The organism is Nocardioides pantholopis, assembly GCF_003710085.1.
Lineage (GTDB): Bacteria > Actinomycetota > Actinomycetes > Propionibacteriales > Nocardioidaceae > Nocardioides > Nocardioides pantholopis.
Window position 1 is genome coordinate 2,161,683 of sequence record NZ_CP033324.1, and the last position, 16,944, is coordinate 2,178,626.

Annotated in this window: 20 protein-coding genes; 7 read left to right on the top strand and 13 right to left on the bottom strand. The window is 73.5% G+C overall.

Features of this window, described 5'->3' with window-relative positions:
• Window positions 1-13: 13 nt before the first annotated feature.
• Window positions 14-703, bottom strand: coding sequence for an alpha/beta fold hydrolase (locus EBO35_RS10330; protein WP_122817639.1), 690 nt, complete (start codon window positions 701-703; stop codon window positions 14-16).
• A 124-nt stretch (window positions 704-827) separates the two neighbouring features.
• Here EBO35_RS10330 and EBO35_RS10335 point away from each other — a divergent pair, with 124 nt between their 5' ends.
• A complete protein-coding gene (locus EBO35_RS10335) occupies window positions 828-1,856 on the top strand; it encodes a helix-turn-helix transcriptional regulator (protein WP_122817640.1) in 1,029 nt (342 codons plus the stop codon).
• Here EBO35_RS10335 and EBO35_RS10340 read toward each other — a convergent pair.
• Both EBO35_RS10340 and EBO35_RS10345 read right to left on the bottom strand, forming a co-directional pair.
• Window positions 1,813-2,571 (bottom strand): sulfite exporter TauE/SafE family protein, encoded by a 759-nt coding sequence (locus EBO35_RS10340; protein ID WP_164477911.1) that lies wholly within the window; start codon window positions 2,569-2,571, stop codon window positions 1,813-1,815. The genes EBO35_RS10335 and EBO35_RS10340 overlap by 44 nt on opposite strands.
• 3 nt (window positions 2,572-2,574) lie before the next feature.
• Window positions 2,575-3,369 (bottom strand): ABC transporter ATP-binding protein, encoded by a 795-nt coding sequence (locus EBO35_RS10345; RefSeq protein WP_122817641.1) that lies wholly within the window; start codon window positions 3,367-3,369, stop codon window positions 2,575-2,577.
• Window positions 3,370-3,419: 50 nt separating this feature from the next.
• On the opposite strand from EBO35_RS10345, the gene EBO35_RS10350 reads away from it, so the two are divergent.
• A complete protein-coding gene (locus EBO35_RS10350) occupies window positions 3,420-4,169 on the top strand; it encodes a hypothetical protein (protein WP_122817642.1) in 750 nt (249 codons plus the stop codon).
• Window positions 4,170-4,184: 15 nt separating this feature from the next.
• Here EBO35_RS10350 and EBO35_RS19465 read toward each other — a convergent pair whose 3' ends face one another.
• A complete protein-coding gene (locus EBO35_RS19465; protein ID WP_164477912.1) occupies window positions 4,185-4,880 on the bottom strand; it encodes a VOC family protein in 696 nt (231 codons plus the stop codon).
• Between the two features lie 60 nt (window positions 4,881-4,940).
• On the opposite strand from EBO35_RS19465, the gene serB reads away from it, so the two are divergent.
• Window positions 4,941-6,167 carry a phosphoserine phosphatase SerB gene (gene serB, locus EBO35_RS10360; RefSeq protein WP_122817643.1) on the top strand — a complete coding sequence of 409 codons (1,227 nt, stop codon included), beginning with the start codon at window positions 4,941-4,943 and terminating at the stop codon, window positions 6,165-6,167.
• 27 nt (window positions 6,168-6,194) lie between these two features.
• Here serB and EBO35_RS10365 read toward each other — a convergent pair whose 3' ends face one another.
• From EBO35_RS10365 to EBO35_RS10385, 5 genes are read right to left on the bottom strand one after another with little or no spacing between them, the layout of a single operon-like run.
• Window positions 6,195-6,668 carry an SRPBCC family protein gene (locus EBO35_RS10365; protein ID WP_122817644.1) on the bottom strand — a complete coding sequence of 158 codons (474 nt, stop codon included), beginning with the start codon at window positions 6,666-6,668 and terminating at the stop codon, window positions 6,195-6,197.
• Between the two features lie 7 nt (window positions 6,669-6,675).
• Window positions 6,676-7,194, bottom strand: a complete 519-nt coding sequence (locus EBO35_RS10370; protein ID WP_241153639.1) for a SixA phosphatase family protein — start codon at window positions 7,192-7,194, stop codon at window positions 6,676-6,678.
• A 19-nt stretch (window positions 7,195-7,213) separates the two neighbouring features.
• Window positions 7,214-7,984 (bottom strand): enoyl-ACP reductase FabI, encoded by a 771-nt coding sequence (gene fabI, locus EBO35_RS10375; protein ID WP_122817645.1) that lies wholly within the window; start codon window positions 7,982-7,984, stop codon window positions 7,214-7,216.
• Window positions 7,985-7,987: 3 nt separating this feature from the next.
• Window positions 7,988-8,722: a 3-oxoacyl-ACP reductase FabG gene (fabG, locus tag EBO35_RS10380; RefSeq protein ID WP_455429452.1), complete on the bottom strand. Its 735-nt coding sequence runs from the start codon at window positions 8,720-8,722 to the stop codon at window positions 7,988-7,990.
• 58 nt (window positions 8,723-8,780) lie between these two features.
• Window positions 8,781-8,993 (bottom strand): dodecin, encoded by a 213-nt coding sequence (locus tag EBO35_RS10385; RefSeq protein WP_122817647.1) that lies wholly within the window; start codon window positions 8,991-8,993, stop codon window positions 8,781-8,783.
• Between the two features lie 67 nt (window positions 8,994-9,060).
• On the opposite strand from EBO35_RS10385, the gene EBO35_RS10390 reads away from it, so the two are divergent.
• Both EBO35_RS10390 and EBO35_RS10395 read left to right on the top strand, forming a co-directional pair.
• Window positions 9,061-9,393 carry a DUF3099 domain-containing protein gene (locus tag EBO35_RS10390; RefSeq protein ID WP_122817648.1) on the top strand — a complete coding sequence of 111 codons (333 nt, stop codon included), beginning with the start codon at window positions 9,061-9,063 and terminating at the stop codon, window positions 9,391-9,393.
• On the top strand, window positions 9,393-9,590 hold the full coding sequence (locus EBO35_RS10395) for an acetone carboxylase (protein ID WP_122817649.1): 198 nt from the start codon (window positions 9,393-9,395) through the stop codon (window positions 9,588-9,590). Before EBO35_RS10390 ends, EBO35_RS10395 begins: the two co-directional genes overlap by 1 nt.
• 28 nt (window positions 9,591-9,618) lie before the next feature.
• Here the strand turns inward: EBO35_RS10395 and moaA are convergent, their stop codons facing one another.
• Window positions 9,619-10,614 carry a GTP 3',8-cyclase MoaA gene (moaA, locus tag EBO35_RS10400; RefSeq protein ID WP_122817650.1) on the bottom strand — a complete coding sequence of 332 codons (996 nt, stop codon included), beginning with the start codon at window positions 10,612-10,614 and terminating at the stop codon, window positions 9,619-9,621.
• Window positions 10,615-10,658: 44 nt separating this feature from the next.
• Between moaA and EBO35_RS10405 the strand changes: the two genes are divergently transcribed.
• Window positions 10,659-11,522, top strand: coding sequence for an SURF1 family cytochrome oxidase biogenesis protein (locus tag EBO35_RS10405; RefSeq protein ID WP_206422532.1), 864 nt, complete (start codon window positions 10,659-10,661; stop codon window positions 11,520-11,522).
• Here the strand turns inward: EBO35_RS10405 and EBO35_RS10410 are convergent.
• From EBO35_RS10410 to EBO35_RS10420, 3 genes are read right to left on the bottom strand one after another with little or no spacing between them, the layout of a single operon-like run.
• Window positions 11,519-13,414, bottom strand: coding sequence for an ABC transporter ATP-binding protein (locus tag EBO35_RS10410; RefSeq protein WP_122817651.1), 1,896 nt, complete (start codon window positions 13,412-13,414; stop codon window positions 11,519-11,521). The genes EBO35_RS10405 and EBO35_RS10410 overlap by 4 nt on opposite strands.
• 40 nt (window positions 13,415-13,454) lie before the next feature.
• Window positions 13,455-14,246, bottom strand: coding sequence for an enoyl-CoA hydratase/isomerase family protein (locus EBO35_RS10415; RefSeq protein ID WP_122817652.1), 792 nt, complete (start codon window positions 14,244-14,246; stop codon window positions 13,455-13,457).
• A 37-nt stretch (window positions 14,247-14,283) separates the two neighbouring features.
• Window positions 14,284-15,882: an ABC-F family ATP-binding cassette domain-containing protein gene (locus EBO35_RS10420; protein ID WP_122817653.1), complete on the bottom strand. Its 1,599-nt coding sequence runs from the start codon at window positions 15,880-15,882 to the stop codon at window positions 14,284-14,286.
• Between the two features lie 64 nt (window positions 15,883-15,946).
• Between EBO35_RS10420 and ypfJ the strand changes: the two genes are divergently transcribed.
• The gene (ypfJ, locus tag EBO35_RS10425; protein WP_122817654.1) at window positions 15,947-16,882 is read left to right on the top strand and encodes a KPN_02809 family neutral zinc metallopeptidase; all 936 of its coding nucleotides are present in this window, start codon (window positions 15,947-15,949) and stop codon (window positions 16,880-16,882) included.
• The last annotated feature ends 62 nt before the right edge of the window (window positions 16,883-16,944 follow it).

The following is a 16,944-nucleotide window of genomic DNA, read 5'->3' on the forward strand; positions in this document are numbered from 1 at the left end:
TGCGAACGTCGCGTTACATCGATCGGGACGCCGCCTCGGACAGCACCCGGGCCAGCTCGACGGGCCGCGTGAACATCGGCCAGTGGCCGGAGTCGAGGTCGACCAGCTCCAGGCGCCGCGCCGCGGCCAGCTCGGGGAGGTCGCCGCCGTCGATCCACTCCCGCGCCTGGGCCGGCGTGAACTCCGGGCAGACCAGGACGACCGGGACGTCGTGGCGGCGCGGGTCGGAGAGCCGCACGGCCCCGCGGGTGACGCCCTCGGGGACCGGGATGGCGGCGGCCGCCATCGCACGCCGGGCCTCCTCGTCGAGGTCGGCGGTGTCGGGGCCCTCGAACGGCTCCCAGCCGGGAAAGGGCATCACGCCGCCCTCGGTCGGGAAGAAGTCGGCGTACCGCTCGCCGTCCGCGGACGGGAACCCACCGATGAGCACGACGCCCGCCACGGCGTCCGGGCCGGCGTCGGCCGCGAGCCAGGCCAGGGTGCCTGCGGCCGAGTGGCCGACCACCAGCGGCGGTTCCGGGGCGGCGGCCACCGCGGCCAAGACCGCCGCGACCTGGTCGTCGAGGGTGGCCCCGGCTCGGCCGTCGCCCTGCCCCGGCAGCGTGAGCGGCACCGGCTGGTGGCCGAGCTCCCTCAGCGCCGGGACGACCGGGTCCCAGGCGGACCCGTCGAGCCAGAGACCCGCGATCAGCAGCATGTCCATGGGTGTTCCTCTCCTGGTGGGCCCGGTCGGCGCCCGGACGGGGCCGGCGGCCCCGATCGGAACGCTAGGACCCGATCCGGACGATCCGCTTCCGGTTCCCGAATCGAGTGCCTACGGTCGGAGGATGGCCGACGCCCCTAGCCCGACCGCCCGGGCCCTGCGGGCCCTGGAGATCCTCCGGACCCGCCCGGTCACCACGGCCGAGGAGCTCGCCGAGCGGCTGGGGGTCACCGAGCGCGCCGCGCGCCGGTACGTCGCGATCCTGCGCGAGGCGGGGGTCCCGGTGGAGTCCGCCCGCGGCCGGTACGGCGGCTACCGGCTCGGACGGGGAACCCGACTGCCTCCGGTCGTGTTCACGCAGGCGGAGGCGCTGGCGCTGGTGATGGCCGTGCTGGACGGGCACCCCGCCGCGACCGGGGCGGGTGACGGGACGGGTGACGGGGCTGGTGACATCGTCGGGGCAGCGCTGGGAAAGGTGGTCCGGGCGCTGCCGGAGGCGGTCGGCCGCGAGGCGGCGGCGCTGCGCGAGCACGCGTCGGCGGCGCCGGACCGGCAGTCCGCCCGCCCGGACCCCGCCCTGGCCAGCGAGCTCGTGGCGGCGACCGCCGACCACCGCCGGGTGCTGCTGGCCTATCGCAGCGGGTCGGGCGCCGAGTGGGAGGCCGAGGTGGACCCGTGGGCGGTCGTCGTCCGCCACGGCCGGTGGTACCTGCTGTGCCGCTCGCACCGGGCCGACGCCGTCCGCACCTACCGCCTGGACCGGATCCGTGCGGTCGAGCGGACCCGGCAGGCGTTCGACCCGCCCGCGGACCTCGATCCGGTGGCGACCCTGGAGGAGCACCTCGGCCTCGGCTGGGAGTTCGACACCCGGGTGGTCTTCGACGCCCCGCTCGCCGAGGTGGCGCCGTGGGTCCGGCCGCCGATGGGCCGCCTGAGCGCGACCGGGTCCGGCTGCGTGCTGGTCGGCAGCACCGGCAACCCGGCGATGTACGCGCAGGAGTGGCTGGCGGCCGTGCCGTTCCCGTTCACGGTGGAGGGCGGACCGGAGCTGCGGGAGGCCGTGTCGCGGGTCGCCGCCCGGCTCGGCGCCGCCGTCGGGGCCGCCCCACTCAGCGCAGGAACGACGCCAGCGCGACCAGGCCGACGACGATGATCACCACGCGCAGCACCGTCGGGGGCAGTCGCCGGCCGACGGTGGCGCCGATCTGGCCGCCGACGATCGCGCCGAGCCCGATCAGCAGCACCACCCACCAGTCGATGTCCGCCACCACGGCGAAGATCAGGCCGGCCACCGCGTTCACGAGCCCGGCGAGCACGTTCTTGACCGCGTTGAGGCGCTGCATCGACTCCTCGACCCCGATGCCGAGGATGCCCATCAGGATCACCCCCTGCGCGGCGCCGAAGTAGCCGCCGTACACACCGCTCAGGCCGCTGGCGGGAGTCACCCACCACGCGTCGCGGCGGACCGCGTCGGGGTCACGGGGCCGCGACGCGACCCACCGGGAGATCCGCGGGCCGGCCGCCACCAGGACGACCCCGACCCCGATCAGGACCGGGACGATCGTCTCGAACGCGTCCGGCGGGAGCACCAGCAGCAGCACCGCGCCGACGATGCCGCCGAGCAGGGACGCGGCGCCGAGCCGGAGCACGCGGCCGCGCTGACCGACGAGCTCGCGCCGGTAGCCGACGGCACCGGAGATCGAGCCCGGGACCAGCCCGATCGTGTTGGAGGCGTTCGCGGTGACCGGCGGGACGCCGAAGGCCAGCAGGGTCGGGAACGTGATCAGGGTCCCGGAGCCCACGACTGTGTTGATCGTCCCGGCCGCCATCCCCGCGAGGGCGATCGCGGCGGCCTCGAGCGGTCCCACGGCCTAGCGGTGGCGCGGCTGGCGGCGGGCCGTCCAGCGGCCGTCCTCGTGCCGGATCGTCAGCGGCATCCCGAAGGTCGCGGACAGCACCCGCTCGGTCAGCACCTCCTCGATCGGCCCCGCGGCCGTGACCCGGCCCTGTCGCAGCAGCAGCGCATGGGTGAAGCCGGGCGGGATCTCCTCGACGTGGTGGGAGACCAGCACCGTCGCCGGCGAGGCCGGGTCCATCGCCAGGGTGGCCAGGGTGGCGACGAGGTCCTCGCGGCCGCCGAGGTCCAGGCCCGCGGCCGGCTCGTCGAGCAGGAGCAGCTCGGGGTCGACCATCAGTGCGCGGGCGATCTGCACCCGCTTGCGCTCCCCCTCGCTCAGGGTGCCGAAGGTGCGCTCCGCCAGGTGGCCGGCGCCGAGCTCGACCAGCAGCTCGGCGGCCCGGTCGTGGTCGAGGCCGTCGTACTCCTCGCGCCAGCGGCCCACCACGCCGTACGAGGCGGAGACGACGACGTCGCGGACCAGCTCGCCACGCGGGATCCGGTCCGCGATGGCGGCGCTGGTCAGCCCGATGCGCGGGCGCAGCTCGAAGACGTCGACCAGGCCGAGGACCTCGTCCAGGATGCCGGCGACGCCGCTGGTCGGGTGGATCTGGGCCGAGGCGACCTGGAGCAGCGTGGTCTTGCCGGCACCGTTCGGGCCGAGGATCACCCACCGCTGGTCCTCGTCGACGCGCCAGTTCACCTCGTCGAGGAGGACCGCCTGCCCCCGTCGGACGGTCACGTCGACGAGGTCCAGGACTGTGCTCATGCGGCAACCCTATCGAGCCCCTCGCCGCCCCCGGCGTACAGTCTCGGGCCGTGTCGATCGAGCTGCCCGTCTCCGCCCGACTGGCCTGGTGGGGCACCGCCTGGCTACGCGGGCACGTGGTCGCCGACCTGGTCGTCGACGCCGTGCTGGGCGAGGACGCCACCCATGCCGTGGCGGGTCTCGCGGACCTCGGGCTGGGTGGCGACGGCACCTCGGAGACCCTGGTCGGCGGCCTGGCCCGGCTGCGGGTGGAGGGCGCCACCTGGTTCGGCGCGGCGTTCCCGGCCGAGGGCGACCCGGTGGGCCTGGGCGGGCCGCGGACGTTCAACGCGACGGCGATCGAGGCGGGCGAGGCCGTCGTGGTCGGCGGCACTGACATCGGGCTGGTGCCGGTCCGGGTCGGGGCCGCGGTGAGCTGGGTGGCGCACCGGGCCGGGCGCCGGCAGCTGCCGGACGTCGGCGAGGCCGACCGGGGCCTGCGGCTCGCGCTGGTCCAGACGGCCGAGGCCCTCGCCGGGCTCGAGGTGGCCCGCTGGCGGCCCGAGGTCGCCGACCGGCTGATGAACCTGCGGCACCGGCCGTCGCTCACCGCGCCCGCGGGCGTCCCGCCGCGCTGCGTGGACCTCGCCGCCCGCGGGCTCCAGGCCAGCGAGATCGCCGCTCTCGCGCTCGAGGACGACGGGGCGGCGGTGACGGCGTACGAGATGGCGGCCCGGCGCCAGGCGCTGCTCCCCCTGGAGCGAGCGGGCCGACGGGCGCTGGTCGCGGCCTGCTCGCCGGAGGGCTGGCCTCCGGGCTGAGCCCGCCGCGGCGCTTCAGGAGCCCCAGACGCCCAGCTCGGTGCCGCCGGGGTCGGTGAAGTGGAACCGGCGACCGCCCGGGAACTCGTAGGGCCCGTCGGTGACGGTCCCGCCGGCGGCCCGCACCGCCTCGGCGGTGGCGTCGAGGTCGCCGGACCACAGCAGCACCAGCGGCCCGCCGGAACCGGGCGGCCGGGCGGGGTTGAGCCCGCCGATCTCGCCGCGACCGGACGGGGCACGGATGCCGGCGTACCCGGGCCCGTAGTCGGTGAACTCCCAGCCGAGGGCCGCGCCGTAGAAGGCCTTCGCCGCGACCAGGTCGGGCACGCCGATCTCGACGTAGTCGACGCCGTGGTGGTCGCGCCCCGGCTCGCCGTCGGTGCCGACCGCGTCGGTCCAGACCTCCACCAGGTCCGCGATCGTGCCGGTGTCGTCGAGGGTCATGAACGACGCGACGTAGTAGGTCGCCCGGCCCGAGTCGACCCGGGCCCGGAGCACGCCGGTCGAGTCACCGGCCACGATCTCCTCGCGGGTGAAGGTCCAGGGACCCGGGTAGCCGCGGTTGAACGCGACGAACCCGTCGCGGTCGAACCGCTCCCCCGTGTGCACGAGGCGGGCGCTGAAGTCCGGCGCCAGCAGCGCCGCCAGCGCCTCCCAGTCCCGCCCGGCGATCGCGTCGGCGAACCGGGTGATGGTCGCGGTGGGATTCATGGCACCACCCTGGACCAGCACACCGACAGTCCCCGGCGCAGCGATAGCCTCGGCCCCGAGATGAGCCACCACGACCAGGCCCCGCGGCCCGACACCCTGCTGATCACGCTCACCGGGAAGGACCGGCCCGGCGTCACCTCGGCGATCTTCGACACGCTCTCGCACAGCGGCGTGGACGTCCTCGACGTGGAGCAGATCGTGCTCCGCGGCCGGCTGGTGCTCGGCGTGCTGGTCACCTCGCCGAGCGACCTGCGCCCGCTGGAGGCGGCCGTCGAGGACACCGCCGCCCGGCTCGGCATGAGCGTGGAGGTCGAGCACGGCACCGGGGACAACCGGCCCCGTCCGCAGGGTCGCCTGCACGTCACGGTGATCGGGAACCCGCTGACCGCGAGCGCGATGGCCGCGCTGGCCGGTCGGATGGCGGAGTGCGGCGCCAACATCGACCGGATCGAGCGGATGGCGCGCTATCCCGTCACCGCCATCGATCTGCACGTGTCGGGCGCCGAGCCCGAGGCGCTGCGCACGCTGCTGGCCAGCGAGGCCGCCAGCCAGGGCATCGACGTCGCCGTGCAGCCGGCGAACCTGCTGCGCCACGGCATGCGGCTGATCGTCATGGACGTCGACTCCACGCTCGTGCAGGGCGAGGTCATCGAGATGCTCGCCGCCCACGCCGGCTGCGAGGCGGAGGTCGCCGAGGTCACCGAGGCCGCCATGCGCGGGGACCTGGACTTCGAGGAGTCGCTGCGCCAGCGGGTGCGGCTGCTCGCCGGCGTCCCGGCGACCGCGCTCGACGAGGTGTACGACGCGATCGTGCTGGCCCCGGGGGCGCGCACGATGGTCCGCACCCTGCGCCGCCTGGGCTACCGGTTCGCGATCGTCTCCGGCGGCTTCAGCCAGATCACCGACCGCCTCGCCGCCGACCTCGGCATCCACTACTCGCGGGCCAACGAGCTGGAGATCGTCGACGGTCGCCTCACCGGCGGCATCGTCGGCGACGTGGTGGACCGCGCCGGAAAGGCTCGCGCCCTGCGGGAGTTCGCCGCGGAGGTCGGCGTCTCGCTGGCCTCGGTGGTCGCGATCGGCGACGGCGCCAACGACCTCGACATGCTGGCCGCCGCCGGCCTGGGGGTGGCGTACAACGCCAAGCCCGTGGTCCGCGACCAGGCCGACACCTCGGTGAACGTGCCCTACCTCGACGCGATCATGTACCTGCTCGGCATCAGCCGCGAGGAGATCGAGGCCGCGGACGCCGAGGCGGGGATCATCACTCCCGCGCCGCCGGTCTGACCGGGGAGGACCGCATGCGGTGGCGCCTCACCGGGAGGCGAAGTACCGCCCCAGGCGTCGGTGCCGATGCCTGAAGAAGGCGCCGACCACCAGCGCCAGGACCGCGGCGAGACCAGGGACTGGCAGCCGGGGCTGGAGCGTGACCCGGTCCTGGACCCGGGTGCCGCCGGGGACCGGCGTCAACCGCCGCTCGTGCTCCCAGCGCCGCATGCTCACCATGGTGGATCGTTCGAGGAAGCGGGTGCCCGCCTCGACCTCGGCCACCGTCAGCTGGTCGAAGTCGAACGGGACCAGACCGAACAGCCGGAGCCAGGCGCGACCGAGCGGCTGGCCGAGCGGGACGGTGGCCACGGTCAGTCCCGCCGCCCGGCGCGGCATGGTCATCGTCATCCAGGGCCGCATCTCGTGGTTGATGCCGTCGGGATGGACCACCCGCTCCCACACCGCGGCCGCGGGAGCGGCCACCACGCTGTGGACCTCGACTGTCCTCGTCGCGACCACGATCCGCTCAGCGTGCCGGTGCGTGGTGGGCGACGACCCGGCCGCCGGTGTCCCCGAGGTCGGCCCACTCCCCGCTGACCGCGAAGACCGTGGTGGCAGCGGGCGGATAGCCCAGCGCCATCGCGTTGGCGGCCTCGTCGTCCCCGTCGCCGTCGTCGAGCCGCTGCGCGAGCTCGGCGATCGTGGGGTTGTGGCCGAGCACCAGCACGGTCCCGGTCGCCGGGTGAAGACCCCGGAGCAGGTCCAGGACGGTCTCCGCGCCCGCGGTGTAGAGGCCTTCGTCGTACGTCGCGAGGTCGGCGTCCCAGCCGGCGCCCTCCGCGAGCGCCTCCCACGTCTGCCTGGTCCGCACCGCGGCGGAGACCAGCGCACGCTCCGGCGCCGGGGTCCGCTCGGCCAGCCAGGAGCCGGTCGCCACCGCGTCGGCAGTGCCGGCCGGCGTCAGCCGACGCTCGAGGTCGCTGGCACCCGACGGCTGCGCCGTCGCGTGCCGCATCAGGATCAGGAGCCGAGACCGCACACTCACCCCAGCATGTTCCCAGAGCTCACGCGCCCATCGCGTGGAACCCACCGTCGACGTGAATGATCTCACCGGTGGTGGCCGGGAAGAAGTCCGAGAGCAGCGCGCAGACCGCGCGCGCCGTGGGGGTCTGGTCCTTCTCGTCCCAGCCCAGCGGGGCGCGGGTCGACCACATCGACTCCAGCTCCTCGAAGCCCGGGATCGCCTTCGCGGCCAGGGTCTTCAGGGGGCCGGCCGAGACCAGGTTGCAGCGGATGCCGTCGGGGCCGAGGTCACGGGCCACGTAGCGCGAGCAGGACTCCAGCCCGGCCTTGGCGACACCCATCCAGTCGTACGCCGGCCAGGCGACTGTCGCGTCGAAGGTGAGGCCCACGATCGACCCGCCGGAGCCCATCAGCGGCTTGCAGGCCCGCGCCAGCGACGCCAGCGAGTACGCCGAGACCTGCATCGCCTGGGCGACGTCCGGCCACGGACCGGTCATGAACTTCCCGCCGAGCAGCGTCTCGGGGTTGCCGAACGCGATCGAGTGCACGACCCCGTCGAGCCCGTCCACGTGCTCGCGGACCAGCTCGGGCAGGCGCGCCAGGTGCTCCTCGTCGGTGACGTCGAGCTCGAGCACCGGTGGCTCGACCGGCAGCCGCTTGGCGATCCGGCGGGTGATGCCGAGCGCCCGGCCGAAGTTCGAGATCAGCACGGTCGCGCCCTGCTCCTGCGCGACCTTCGCGGTCGCGAAGCCGATCGAGCTGTCCATCGTGACCCCGGCGACCAGGATCCGCTTGCCGTCCAGAATGCCCATCGTTCAGTGCCCCATTCCCAGTCCACCGTCGACCGGGATCACGGCCCCGGTCACGTACGCCGCTCCGTCGCCGGCCAACCAGGTGACCGCGGCGGCCACCTCCGCGGGCTCGGCGTACCGGCCCAGCGGCACCTGCGTCTTGATCGCCGCGCGCTGCTCGTCGGTGAGCACGCCGGTCATGTCGGTCTCCACGAACCCCGGGGCGACCACGTTCGCCGTGATCGAGCGCGAGCCGAGCTCACGGGCGATCGAGCGCGCCATGCCCACCAGGCCGGCCTTGGAGGCGGCGTAGTTGACCTGCCCGGCGGAGCCGAGCAGGCCGACCACCGAGGAGATGAAGATGATCCGGCCCCGCCGCAGGCGCAGCATCCCCTTGGACGCGCGCTTGGCGAGCCGGAAGGAGCCGGTCAGGTTCGTGGCCAGCACGCTGTCCCAGTCGTCCTCGGACATCCGCAGCAGCAGCGTGTCGGCGGTGATGCCCGCGTTCGCGACCAGCACCTCGACCGGCCCGTGGGCGGCCTCCACCTGCGCGAAGGCCGCCTCGACCGCGACCGGGTCGGTGACGTCGCAGCGCACGTCGAGGGCGCCCATGGGGGCGCCGCCGGAGCGCGTCGTGACCGCGACCTTGTCGCCCTGGGCGAGGAAGGCCTCGGCGATCGCGCGGCCGATGCCGCGGTTGCCGCCGGTCACCAGGACCGAACGTGGGGTGGTCTCACCTGTTGCGTCGCTCACGGGCAGCGACGCTAGTGATTACCGGGGGGTACGCGAAGTCGGGGCCGGCCCATCGGACGCCGGGTCAGTCGTCCTCGAGGCGGAAGCCGACCTTCATGCCGACCTGGAAGTGCTCGACCCGGCCGTCCTTGACCTGGCCGCGCACCTGGGTGACCTCGAACCAGTCGAGGTGGCGCAGGGTCTTTCCGGCCCGCTCGACGCCGTTGCGGATCGCGGCGTCGATGCCGTCGGGCGAGGTGCCGACGATCTCGCTGACACGGTAGGTGCGGTTGGTCATGAGGAGCCTTTCGCCGGGGCCTGGGAGGCCGATGCTAGGCCACCCACCGCGGCGTACGATGGACCCCATGGCCAAGGACCGGACGCGCCCCGAGCCCGTCCGCATCACGACGGCGGCGGCCAACCGCAGCGAGGAGCTCGCGGCCCGGCAGCGGCGCTACCTGGTCTCGATGCTGATCCGCACCGTCTGCTTCATCGGCGCCGCGATCTCCGGCGCCGCCGGCATCACCTGGCTGTGGCCGATCCTGATCGCGGCCGCCGTGGTCCTGCCCTACCTCGCGGTGGTCGAGGCGAACACCGCCGACACCCGCACCGACGCCTACGACCTGCCCGACACCGGCTACACCCGCGAGCTGCGTGGCGGCACCAACACTGGAACCGACCCGGAGGAACCCCGCTGATGGAGCCCGACGTCTGCTCGGCCAAGGGGTGCGCGGCGCCGGCGACCTGGCAGCTGCTCTGGAACAACCCCCGGCTGCACACTCCGGAGCGGCGCAAGATCTGGCTGGCCTGTGCGGACCACCGCACGTCGCTCTCGGACTTCCTCAGCGCCCGCGGCTTCCTCCAGGACGTCGTCGCGCACCAGCCCGCCGGCTGACCCGCCAGCCCGCTGCCCGGAGCGCCGGTCAGCCGCCGATCGCCGACATCGGCCGGTCGGGCTGGAGGAACGTCGGGTCGTCGATGCCGTGACCGGCACGCTTGCCGCGCATCGCGATCACCCACCGGTCCGCGAGCTCCTCGTCGCTGGCCCCGGCCCGCAGCGCGGCCCGCAGATCTGACTCCTCCCGGGCGAACAGGCAGTTGCGGACCTGGCCGTCGGCGGTCAGCCGGACCCGGTCGCAGTCCCCGCAGAAGGGCCGGGTCACCGACGCGATCACGCCGACCGTGGCCGCGCCACCGTTGACGAGGAACAGCTCGGCCGGGGCGCTGCCGCGCGGCTCGACGGCCGGGGACAGGTCGAAGACCGCCTCCAGGGAGGCCAGGATCTCGTCGGCGGTGACCATCTGCTCGCGGGTCCACCCGTGCTGGGCGTCCAGCGGCATCTGCTCGATGAAGCGCAGGTGGTAGCCGTGCTCGATCGCCCAGCCCAGCAGCTCGGCGGCCTGGTCGTCGTTGACGCCGCGCAGCAGCACGGCGTTGATCTTGACCGGACCCAGCCCGGCGGCGTGCGCGGCCTCGAGCCCGGCCACGACGTCGTGGAGCCGGTCCCGCCGGGTGATGGTGTGGAAGGTCTCCGCACGGATCGTGTCGAGGCTGATGTTGACCCGGTTCAGCCCGGCCTCGGCCAGCGCCGGGGCCATCCGGGCCAAGCCCAGGGCGTTGCTGGTCAGCGAGAGCTCCAGGGCCGGGTCGATCTCCCGGGACCGCCGGACGATGTCGACGATGCCGCGGCGTACCAGCGGCTCACCGCCGGTGAAGCGGACCTCGCGGATTCCGAGCTGCTCGACGCCGACCCGGACCAGCCGGACCACCTCGTCGTCGCTGAGCAGCCGCTCGTTGGCGAGCCAGTCCGGCCCCTCCTCGGGCATGCAGTACGAGCACCGCAGGTTGCACCGGTCGGTGAGGGACACCCGCAGGTCGGTGGCCACCCGCCCGAAGCGGTCCTCGAGAAGTCGCGTCACCCCTGCAGTGTAGGCACTTGGTCCCCGGCGGTTAACCTCGTGACGTGCGGTCGATCAGCTTCCTTCTCAGCCGCCGCTGGATCCTCTTCCTCCTGGCCGTCCTCCTGGTCGGGGTCGGGACCTGGTGGCTCGGCGAATGGCAGTTCGACCGGCTGGAGGAGCGCAAGGAGCGCAACGAGGTCGTGCGCGCCAACGAGGCGCTGCACCCGACCCCCGTCGACGAGGTCCTCGCGACCGCCGGCGACGTCGACTCCGGCGACGAGTGGCGGGTCATCGGCGCCACCGGCGTCTACGCGCCCGAGGACACCGTGGTGGTCCGCTACGCCACCAGCCCGAACGAGGACGGCAGCGGCGTGGACGTCATCGTCCCCCTCGTGACCGCGGACGGCACCGCGCTGCTGGTCAACCGGGGCTGGATGATGCGCGAGGACGTGGGCGGCGACATCGGGGAGATCCCGCCGCCCCCCACCGGCGAGGTGACCGTCACCGGCTACGTCCGCGGCGACGGCAGCGGCTCCAGCACCCGGGTGGTCGACGGGTCCACCCGGGCCGTGGACAGCAGCGAGATCGGCGAGGCGATCGGCCGCGACACCTACGGCGGGTGGGTCGAGCTGCGCGAGGAGAACGGCGAGCCCGCGGAGGGCCTGGTGGCCGCCGAGCTGCCCGGGCTCGACAACGGCCCGCACTTCTTCTACGGCCTGCAGTGGTGGTTCTTCGGGCTGCTGGCCCTGGCCGGCTTCCTCTACCTGGCCTATGACGAGTGGCGCCACCTGCCGGAGCGCCGGCAGGCCGCCAAGGCCGACCGGCCCCCGACGAAGGCGGAGATCCGCAAGGCCCGACGGGCCGCGGCGAAGCGGGCCGCGGGCTCCGAGAAGGCCCCCCGGCGCGACGACAACGCCGGGGTCTAGCCGACCGCGTCGGACCTCGGCACCGAGGCCGCGGTCGCCTCCTCGAGGAACTGGGTGCGGTACAGGTCGGCGTACAGCCCGCCCTGGGCCAGCAGCTCGGCGTGGGTGCCGGACTGCACGATGCGGCCACCGTCGAGGACCAGGATCAGGTCGGCGTTGCGGACCGTGGACAGCCGGTGCGCGATGACCAGCGAGGTGCGTCCGGACAGGGCGACGTCGAGCGCGCGCTGCACAGCCGCCTCCGACTCGCTGTCCAGGTGGGCGGTCGCCTCGTCGAGCACGACGATCGAGGGTGCCTTCAGCAGCAGCCGCGCGATCGCCAGGCGCTGGCGCTCGCCACCGGAGAGCCGGTAGCCCCGGTCGCCGACCACGGTGTCCAGGCCGTCGGGCAGGGCCCGGACCAGGGCGGCCACCTGGGCGTCCTCCAGTGCCGACCAGATCTGGTCCTCGGACGCGCCGGGGCGGGCGTAGAGCAGGTTCCCGCGGATGGTGTCGTGGAACATGTGGGCGTCCTGGGTGACGTAGCCGACCACGTCCTCCAGCGACTGCAGGGTCACGTCGCGGACGTCCACCCCGCCGACCCGCACCGCTCCCCCGGTGACGTCGTAGAGCCGGGCGACCAGGTGCGTGATCGTCGTCTTCCCGGCACCGGAGGGGCCGACCAGCGCGACCATCTGCCCGGTGTCGGCGGAGAACGAGACGTCGTGGAGGACCTGCTCGTGGGGGCGCGACTCGGCGCGGGCGACGGTCTCCAGGGAGGCCAGCGAGACCTCGTCGGCCTGGGGGTAGCGGAACGACACGTGGTCGAACTCCAGGCGCGATGCGCTCGAGGGGAGCACCACCGCGTCCGGCTTCTCGCGGACCAGCGAGGGCAGGTCGAGGACCTCGAAGACCCGCTCGAAGCTGACCAGGGCCGTCATCACGTCGATCCGGACGTTGGAGAGTCCCTGGAGGGGGCCGAGCAGCCGCAGCAGCAGCGTGGCCAGGGCCAGCAGGGTCCCGACGGTCAGGGTGCCGTCGATCGCCAGGTGGCCGCCGACGCCGTACACGAGCGCGGCCGCCAGGGCGGGCACCGTCATCATCGCGGCGCCGAAGATCCGGGTGATCAGCGTGATCCGCACGCCGAGGTCGCGCACCCGGGCCGCCTTGGACGCGAAGAGGACGTCCTCCTCGGCCCGGCGCCCGAACAGCTTGAGCAGCATCGCCCCGCCGACGTGGAACCGCTCGGTCATCACGTTGCCGAGGTCGGCGTTGCCGTCCATCTGGTCGCGGGTCAGCCCGGCCAGCTGGGCGCCGACGAGGCGGGAGATCAGGAACAGCACCGGGAACAGCGCCAGGCACAGCAGCGTGACCTGCCAGCTCAGCGCGAGCATGGTGATGCCCACGACCACGACCGCGATGCTGTTGGAGACCGTGCTGGACAGCGTCGAGGTGAACGCGCGCTGGGCGCCGATGACGTCGTTGTTGAGCCGCGAGACCAGAGCCCCGGTCTGGGTGCGGGTGAAGAAGGCCAGCGACTGCCGCTGGACGTGCGCGAAGACGCGGGTCCGCAGGTCGAAGATCAGCCCCTCACCGATCCGCGCGGAGAACCAGCCGTTGAGCACCGCCAGCACGGCGCTGAACAGCGCGAAGCCCGCCATCGACAGCGCCAGGATCGTCACCAGCCGCCCGTCGCCGGCGAGGATGCCGTCGTCGACGGTCTTCTGCACCAGCAGCGGGGTCACCACCACGGTCGCGGCGTCCACGACCGTGAACACCATGAAGACCGAGATCAGCTTCAGGTGCGGGCGCGCGAAGCCGAGCACCCGCTTGACAGTGCCTCGCTCGATCCGGTTGCCCACCGCGCTGCGATCCGAGCGCAGGTGTCGCCACGCCGAGCCGGCGCCGTACATCCCTGACACGCTGCCTCCTTCGACCCGCGTCCTGCGGGTGCTACTGCCGGGCCAGGGCCGCGACCTCGCGGAACCGGCGGGTCTGCGCCTCCCGCTCCAGGCGGCGCTGCTCGTCCAGGTTGCGGTCTGCGGCCCCCTGGAGGAGCGCCTTGGTCTCTCGCACCGCTCCGGGCATCGGGGCGGTCAGGGCGGTCACGAGCTCGGCGACGGCCTCGTCCAACCGCCCTGCCGGGACCGCGGCCTGCACCAGGCCGATGGCGACGGCCTCGTCGGCCCCGACCATCCGCGCGGTGGCGCAGATCTCGAGTGCCCGTGCGTACCCAACCGCCTCGACGAGCGGCTTTGTTCCCGTCAGGTCCGGAACCAGGCCCAGGGCGGCCTCCTTCATGCACAGCTGGGCGTCGGTGGTCGCGATCCGCAGGTCGCACGAGAGCGCCAGCTGGAGTCCGGCGCCGATGGCGTAGCCCTGCACGGCCGCGACCGAGACGAACCGCGGGTCGCGCAGGAACGTGAAGCCGCGCTGGTAGGCGTCGATGGTCTCCGACATCTCCTCGTCGGAGAGGGCCAGCAGGCTCGCGACGGTCTCGGCGCCGCCGGCCCCGCCGGACGGGTCCAGCATGGAGCGATCCAGGCCCGCTGAGAAGCTCTGCCCGGCGCCGCGCAGCACCACCACGCGCACCTCGTCGCCGAGGCCGGCCCCGACCTCCGCGAGCGCACGCCACATGGCGGGGGTCTGGGCGTTGCGCACCTCGGGACGGTCCAGCGTGATCGTCACGACCGGGCCGTCCTGGGCGAGCCGGAGGCCGGCGTCGGCGAGCTTCTCGGGAGTCATGGCCGCAGTCTAGGAAGCGGCGCCGACGGCCCGCCCCTCAGGCCAGCGACACCAGGTCGGCGTACTCGGGGTTCCAGAGGTCCTCGTCGCCGTCGGGCAGCAGCAGCACCCGGTCCGGTTCGAGCGCGAGCACGGCTCCCTCGTCGTGGGTGACCAGCACGATGGCGCCCTCGTAGGCACGGATCGCCGCGAGCACCTCCTCGCGCGAGGCCGGGTCGAGGTTGTTGGTGGGCTCGTCGAGGAGCAGCACGTTCGCGCTGGAGACCACCAGGGAGGCCAGCGCCAGCCGGGTCTTCTCGCCGCCGGAGAGCACCTGGGCGGGCTTGTTGGCGTCGTCGCCGGAGAACAGGAACGAGCCCAGCACCGAACGGGCCTCGGTGTCGGTGAGCTGCGGCGCCGCGCTCTGCATGTTCTCCAGCACCGTGCGGCTGGTGTCGAGCGTCTCGTGCTCCTGGGCGTAGTAGCCCACCTTGAGGCCGTGGCCGGGCACCACCCGGCCGGTGTCCGGCTCGTCGACGCCGGCCAGGATCCGCAGCAGGGTGGTCTTGCCAGCACCGTTGAGGCCCAGGATGACCACGCGGGAGCCGCGGTCGATCGCCAGGTCGACGTCGGTGAAGACCTCCAGGGAGCCGTAGGTGCGCGAGAGGCCCTCGGCGGTGATCGGGGTCTTCCCGCACGGGGCGGGCGAGGGGAACTTGATCCGGGCGACCTTGTCGACCGCGCGCTCTCCCTCGATGCCGGCCATCATCTTCTCGGCCCGCTTCAGCATCGACTGAGCCGCCTGGGCCTTGGTCGCCTTGGCCCGCATCTTGTTGGCCTGGTCGGTCAGCGTCTTCGCCTTGTTCTCGGCGTTCATCCGCTCGCGCTTGCGACGCTTCTCGTCGGTCTCGCGCTGGGTGAGGTAGTGGCGCCACCCCATGTTGTAGACGTCGATCGTGGCGCGGTTCGCGTCCAGGTGCATGACCTTGTTGACGGTCTGCTCCAGCAGCGCGTTGTCGTGGCTGATCACGATGAAGCCGCCCTTGTAGGACTTCAGGAAGTCACGCAACCACACGATCGAGTCGGCGTCGAGGTGGTTGGTGGGCTCGTCGAGGATCAGCACCTCGGCGTCGGAGAACAGGATCCGGGCCAGCTCCACGCGCCGGCGCTGGCCGCCGGAGAGGGTCTTCAACGGCTGACCCAGGATGCGGTCCTGGATGCCGAGGCTCGCCGCGATCGTGGCGGCCTCCGACTCCGCGGCGTACCCGCCGCCGGCGTGCATCTCGTCGTCGGCCCGGGAGTAGCGGCGCATGGCCCGGTCGCGCACGGCGTGGTCGTCGCTGCCCATCCCCTCCTCGGCGTCCCGCAGGCGGCGTACGACGTCGTCGAGGCCGCGGGCCGAGAGGATCCGGTCGCGCGCGAGGACCTCGGGGTCGCCGGTCCGGGGGTCCTGCGGGAGGTAGCCGAGCTCGCCGACCCGCTGGACGCTGCCGGAGGCCGGGAGGACCTCACCGGCCAGCACCTTGGTGAGCGTGGTCTTGCCGGCGCCGTTGCGGCCGACGAGGCCGACCTTGTCGCCGGCGGCGACCCGGAAGCTGACGTTCTCCATGAGCAGGCGCGCGCCCACACGGACTTCGATCTGGGAGGCGGTGATCATAGGGACCTCAGTCTAGGTGTGGGTACGGGACTGACCACGATCGGCGCCATCGGTGAGGAGAACCATGCGTTTCAACCCCAAGGCTCGGCTCGACCCGGGGCGGGTCCGCGACGCGGGGCGCGGTGGCGGGTCCGGCGGTCTCGGCGGCGGCGCGGGCCTGCGGATCCCGGGCGGGCTGCCGGTGGGCGGGGGCGTCGGCGGGGTGGTCCTGGTCGTCGCGATCTTCCTCCTCGTCCAGTTCGCCGGCGGTGGCACCAGCGGCTCCGGTGGAGGCTTCGGCGCCGCGCCGGACACGGCCCGGATGGCCGACTCCGAGCGGTACGCCGGGTGCGACACGGGCGCGGACGCCAACGAGGACCCCGACTGCCGGCGGGTCGGCACCGAGAACTCCCTGCACGACTTCTGGAGCGACGAGCTCGGCGCCGACTTCCGTCCGATCAGCCGCCTGGTCACCTTCACCGGCCAGGTGTCCACCGGCTGCGGGCGGGCCGGCTCCGAGGTCGGGCCGTTCTACTGCCCGGTCGACGAGAGCGTCCACCTCGACACCTCGTTCTTCGACGCCGTCCTGGCCCGGCAGCTCGGCGGCCCCAGCGGCGGGTTCGTCGAGCCCTACGTGCTCGCGCACGAGTACGGCCACCACGTGCAGAACCTCCTCGGCACGATGGGCAAGGTCCGCACCCAGCAGGGCCCGCGCAGCGACGCCGTACGCCTGGAGCTGCAGGCGGACTGCTACGCGGGCATGTGGGCGTACGCCGCGACCTCGACCGAGGACGCCGACGGCGAGGTCCTCATCGTCGACCTCACCGAGCAGGACGTGAGCGAGGCGCTGGCCGCGGCCGAGGCGATCGGCGACGACCGGATCCAGCAGCGGGCCCGGGGTCAGGTCACCCCCGAGACCTGGACGCACGGGTCGGCGAAGCAGCGGATGGCGTGGTTCCGCACCGGCTTCGAGCAGGGGTCGCTGGAGTCCTGCGACACCTTCGCGGCGGCTGCTTTGTAAAGTCTCGCGGCTGCACGCGAGACAACGGCCACCGCGGCCGAGTCGCGACACACCGCGGGTGA

Excerpts from the sequence above, each read along its gene's own strand:
- EBO35_RS10330 (WP_122817639.1), bottom strand. The coding sequence starts at position 703 with ATGGACATGCTGCTGATCGCGGGTCTCTGGCTCGACGGGTCCGCCTGG.
- EBO35_RS10335 (WP_122817640.1), top strand. The coding sequence starts at position 828 with ATGGCCGACGCCCCTAGCCCGACCGCCCGGGCCCTGCGGGCCCTGGAG.
- EBO35_RS10345 (WP_122817641.1), bottom strand. The coding sequence starts at position 3,369 with ATGAGCACAGTCCTGGACCTCGTCGACGTGACCGTCCGACGGGGGCAG.
- EBO35_RS19465 (WP_164477912.1), bottom strand. The coding sequence starts at position 4,880 with ATGAATCCCACCGCGACCATCACCCGGTTCGCCGACGCGATCGCCGGG.
- serB (WP_122817643.1), top strand. The coding sequence starts at position 4,941 with ATGAGCCACCACGACCAGGCCCCGCGGCCCGACACCCTGCTGATCACG.
- fabI (WP_122817645.1), bottom strand. The coding sequence starts at position 7,984 with ATGGGCATTCTGGACGGCAAGCGGATCCTGGTCGCCGGGGTCACGATG.
- EBO35_RS10385 (WP_122817647.1), bottom strand. The coding sequence starts at position 8,993 with ATGACCAACCGCACCTACCGTGTCAGCGAGATCGTCGGCACCTCGCCC.
- EBO35_RS10390 (WP_122817648.1), top strand. The coding sequence starts at position 9,061 with ATGGCCAAGGACCGGACGCGCCCCGAGCCCGTCCGCATCACGACGGCG.
- EBO35_RS10395 (WP_122817649.1), top strand. The coding sequence starts at position 9,393 with ATGGAGCCCGACGTCTGCTCGGCCAAGGGGTGCGCGGCGCCGGCGACC.
- EBO35_RS10410 (WP_122817651.1), bottom strand. The coding sequence starts at position 13,414 with ATGTACGGCGCCGGCTCGGCGTGGCGACACCTGCGCTCGGATCGCAGC.
- EBO35_RS10415 (WP_122817652.1), bottom strand. The coding sequence starts at position 14,246 with ATGACTCCCGAGAAGCTCGCCGACGCCGGCCTCCGGCTCGCCCAGGAC.
- EBO35_RS10420 (WP_122817653.1), bottom strand. The coding sequence starts at position 15,882 with ATGATCACCGCCTCCCAGATCGAAGTCCGTGTGGGCGCGCGCCTGCTC.
- ypfJ (WP_122817654.1), top strand. The coding sequence starts at position 15,947 with ATGCGTTTCAACCCCAAGGCTCGGCTCGACCCGGGGCGGGTCCGCGAC.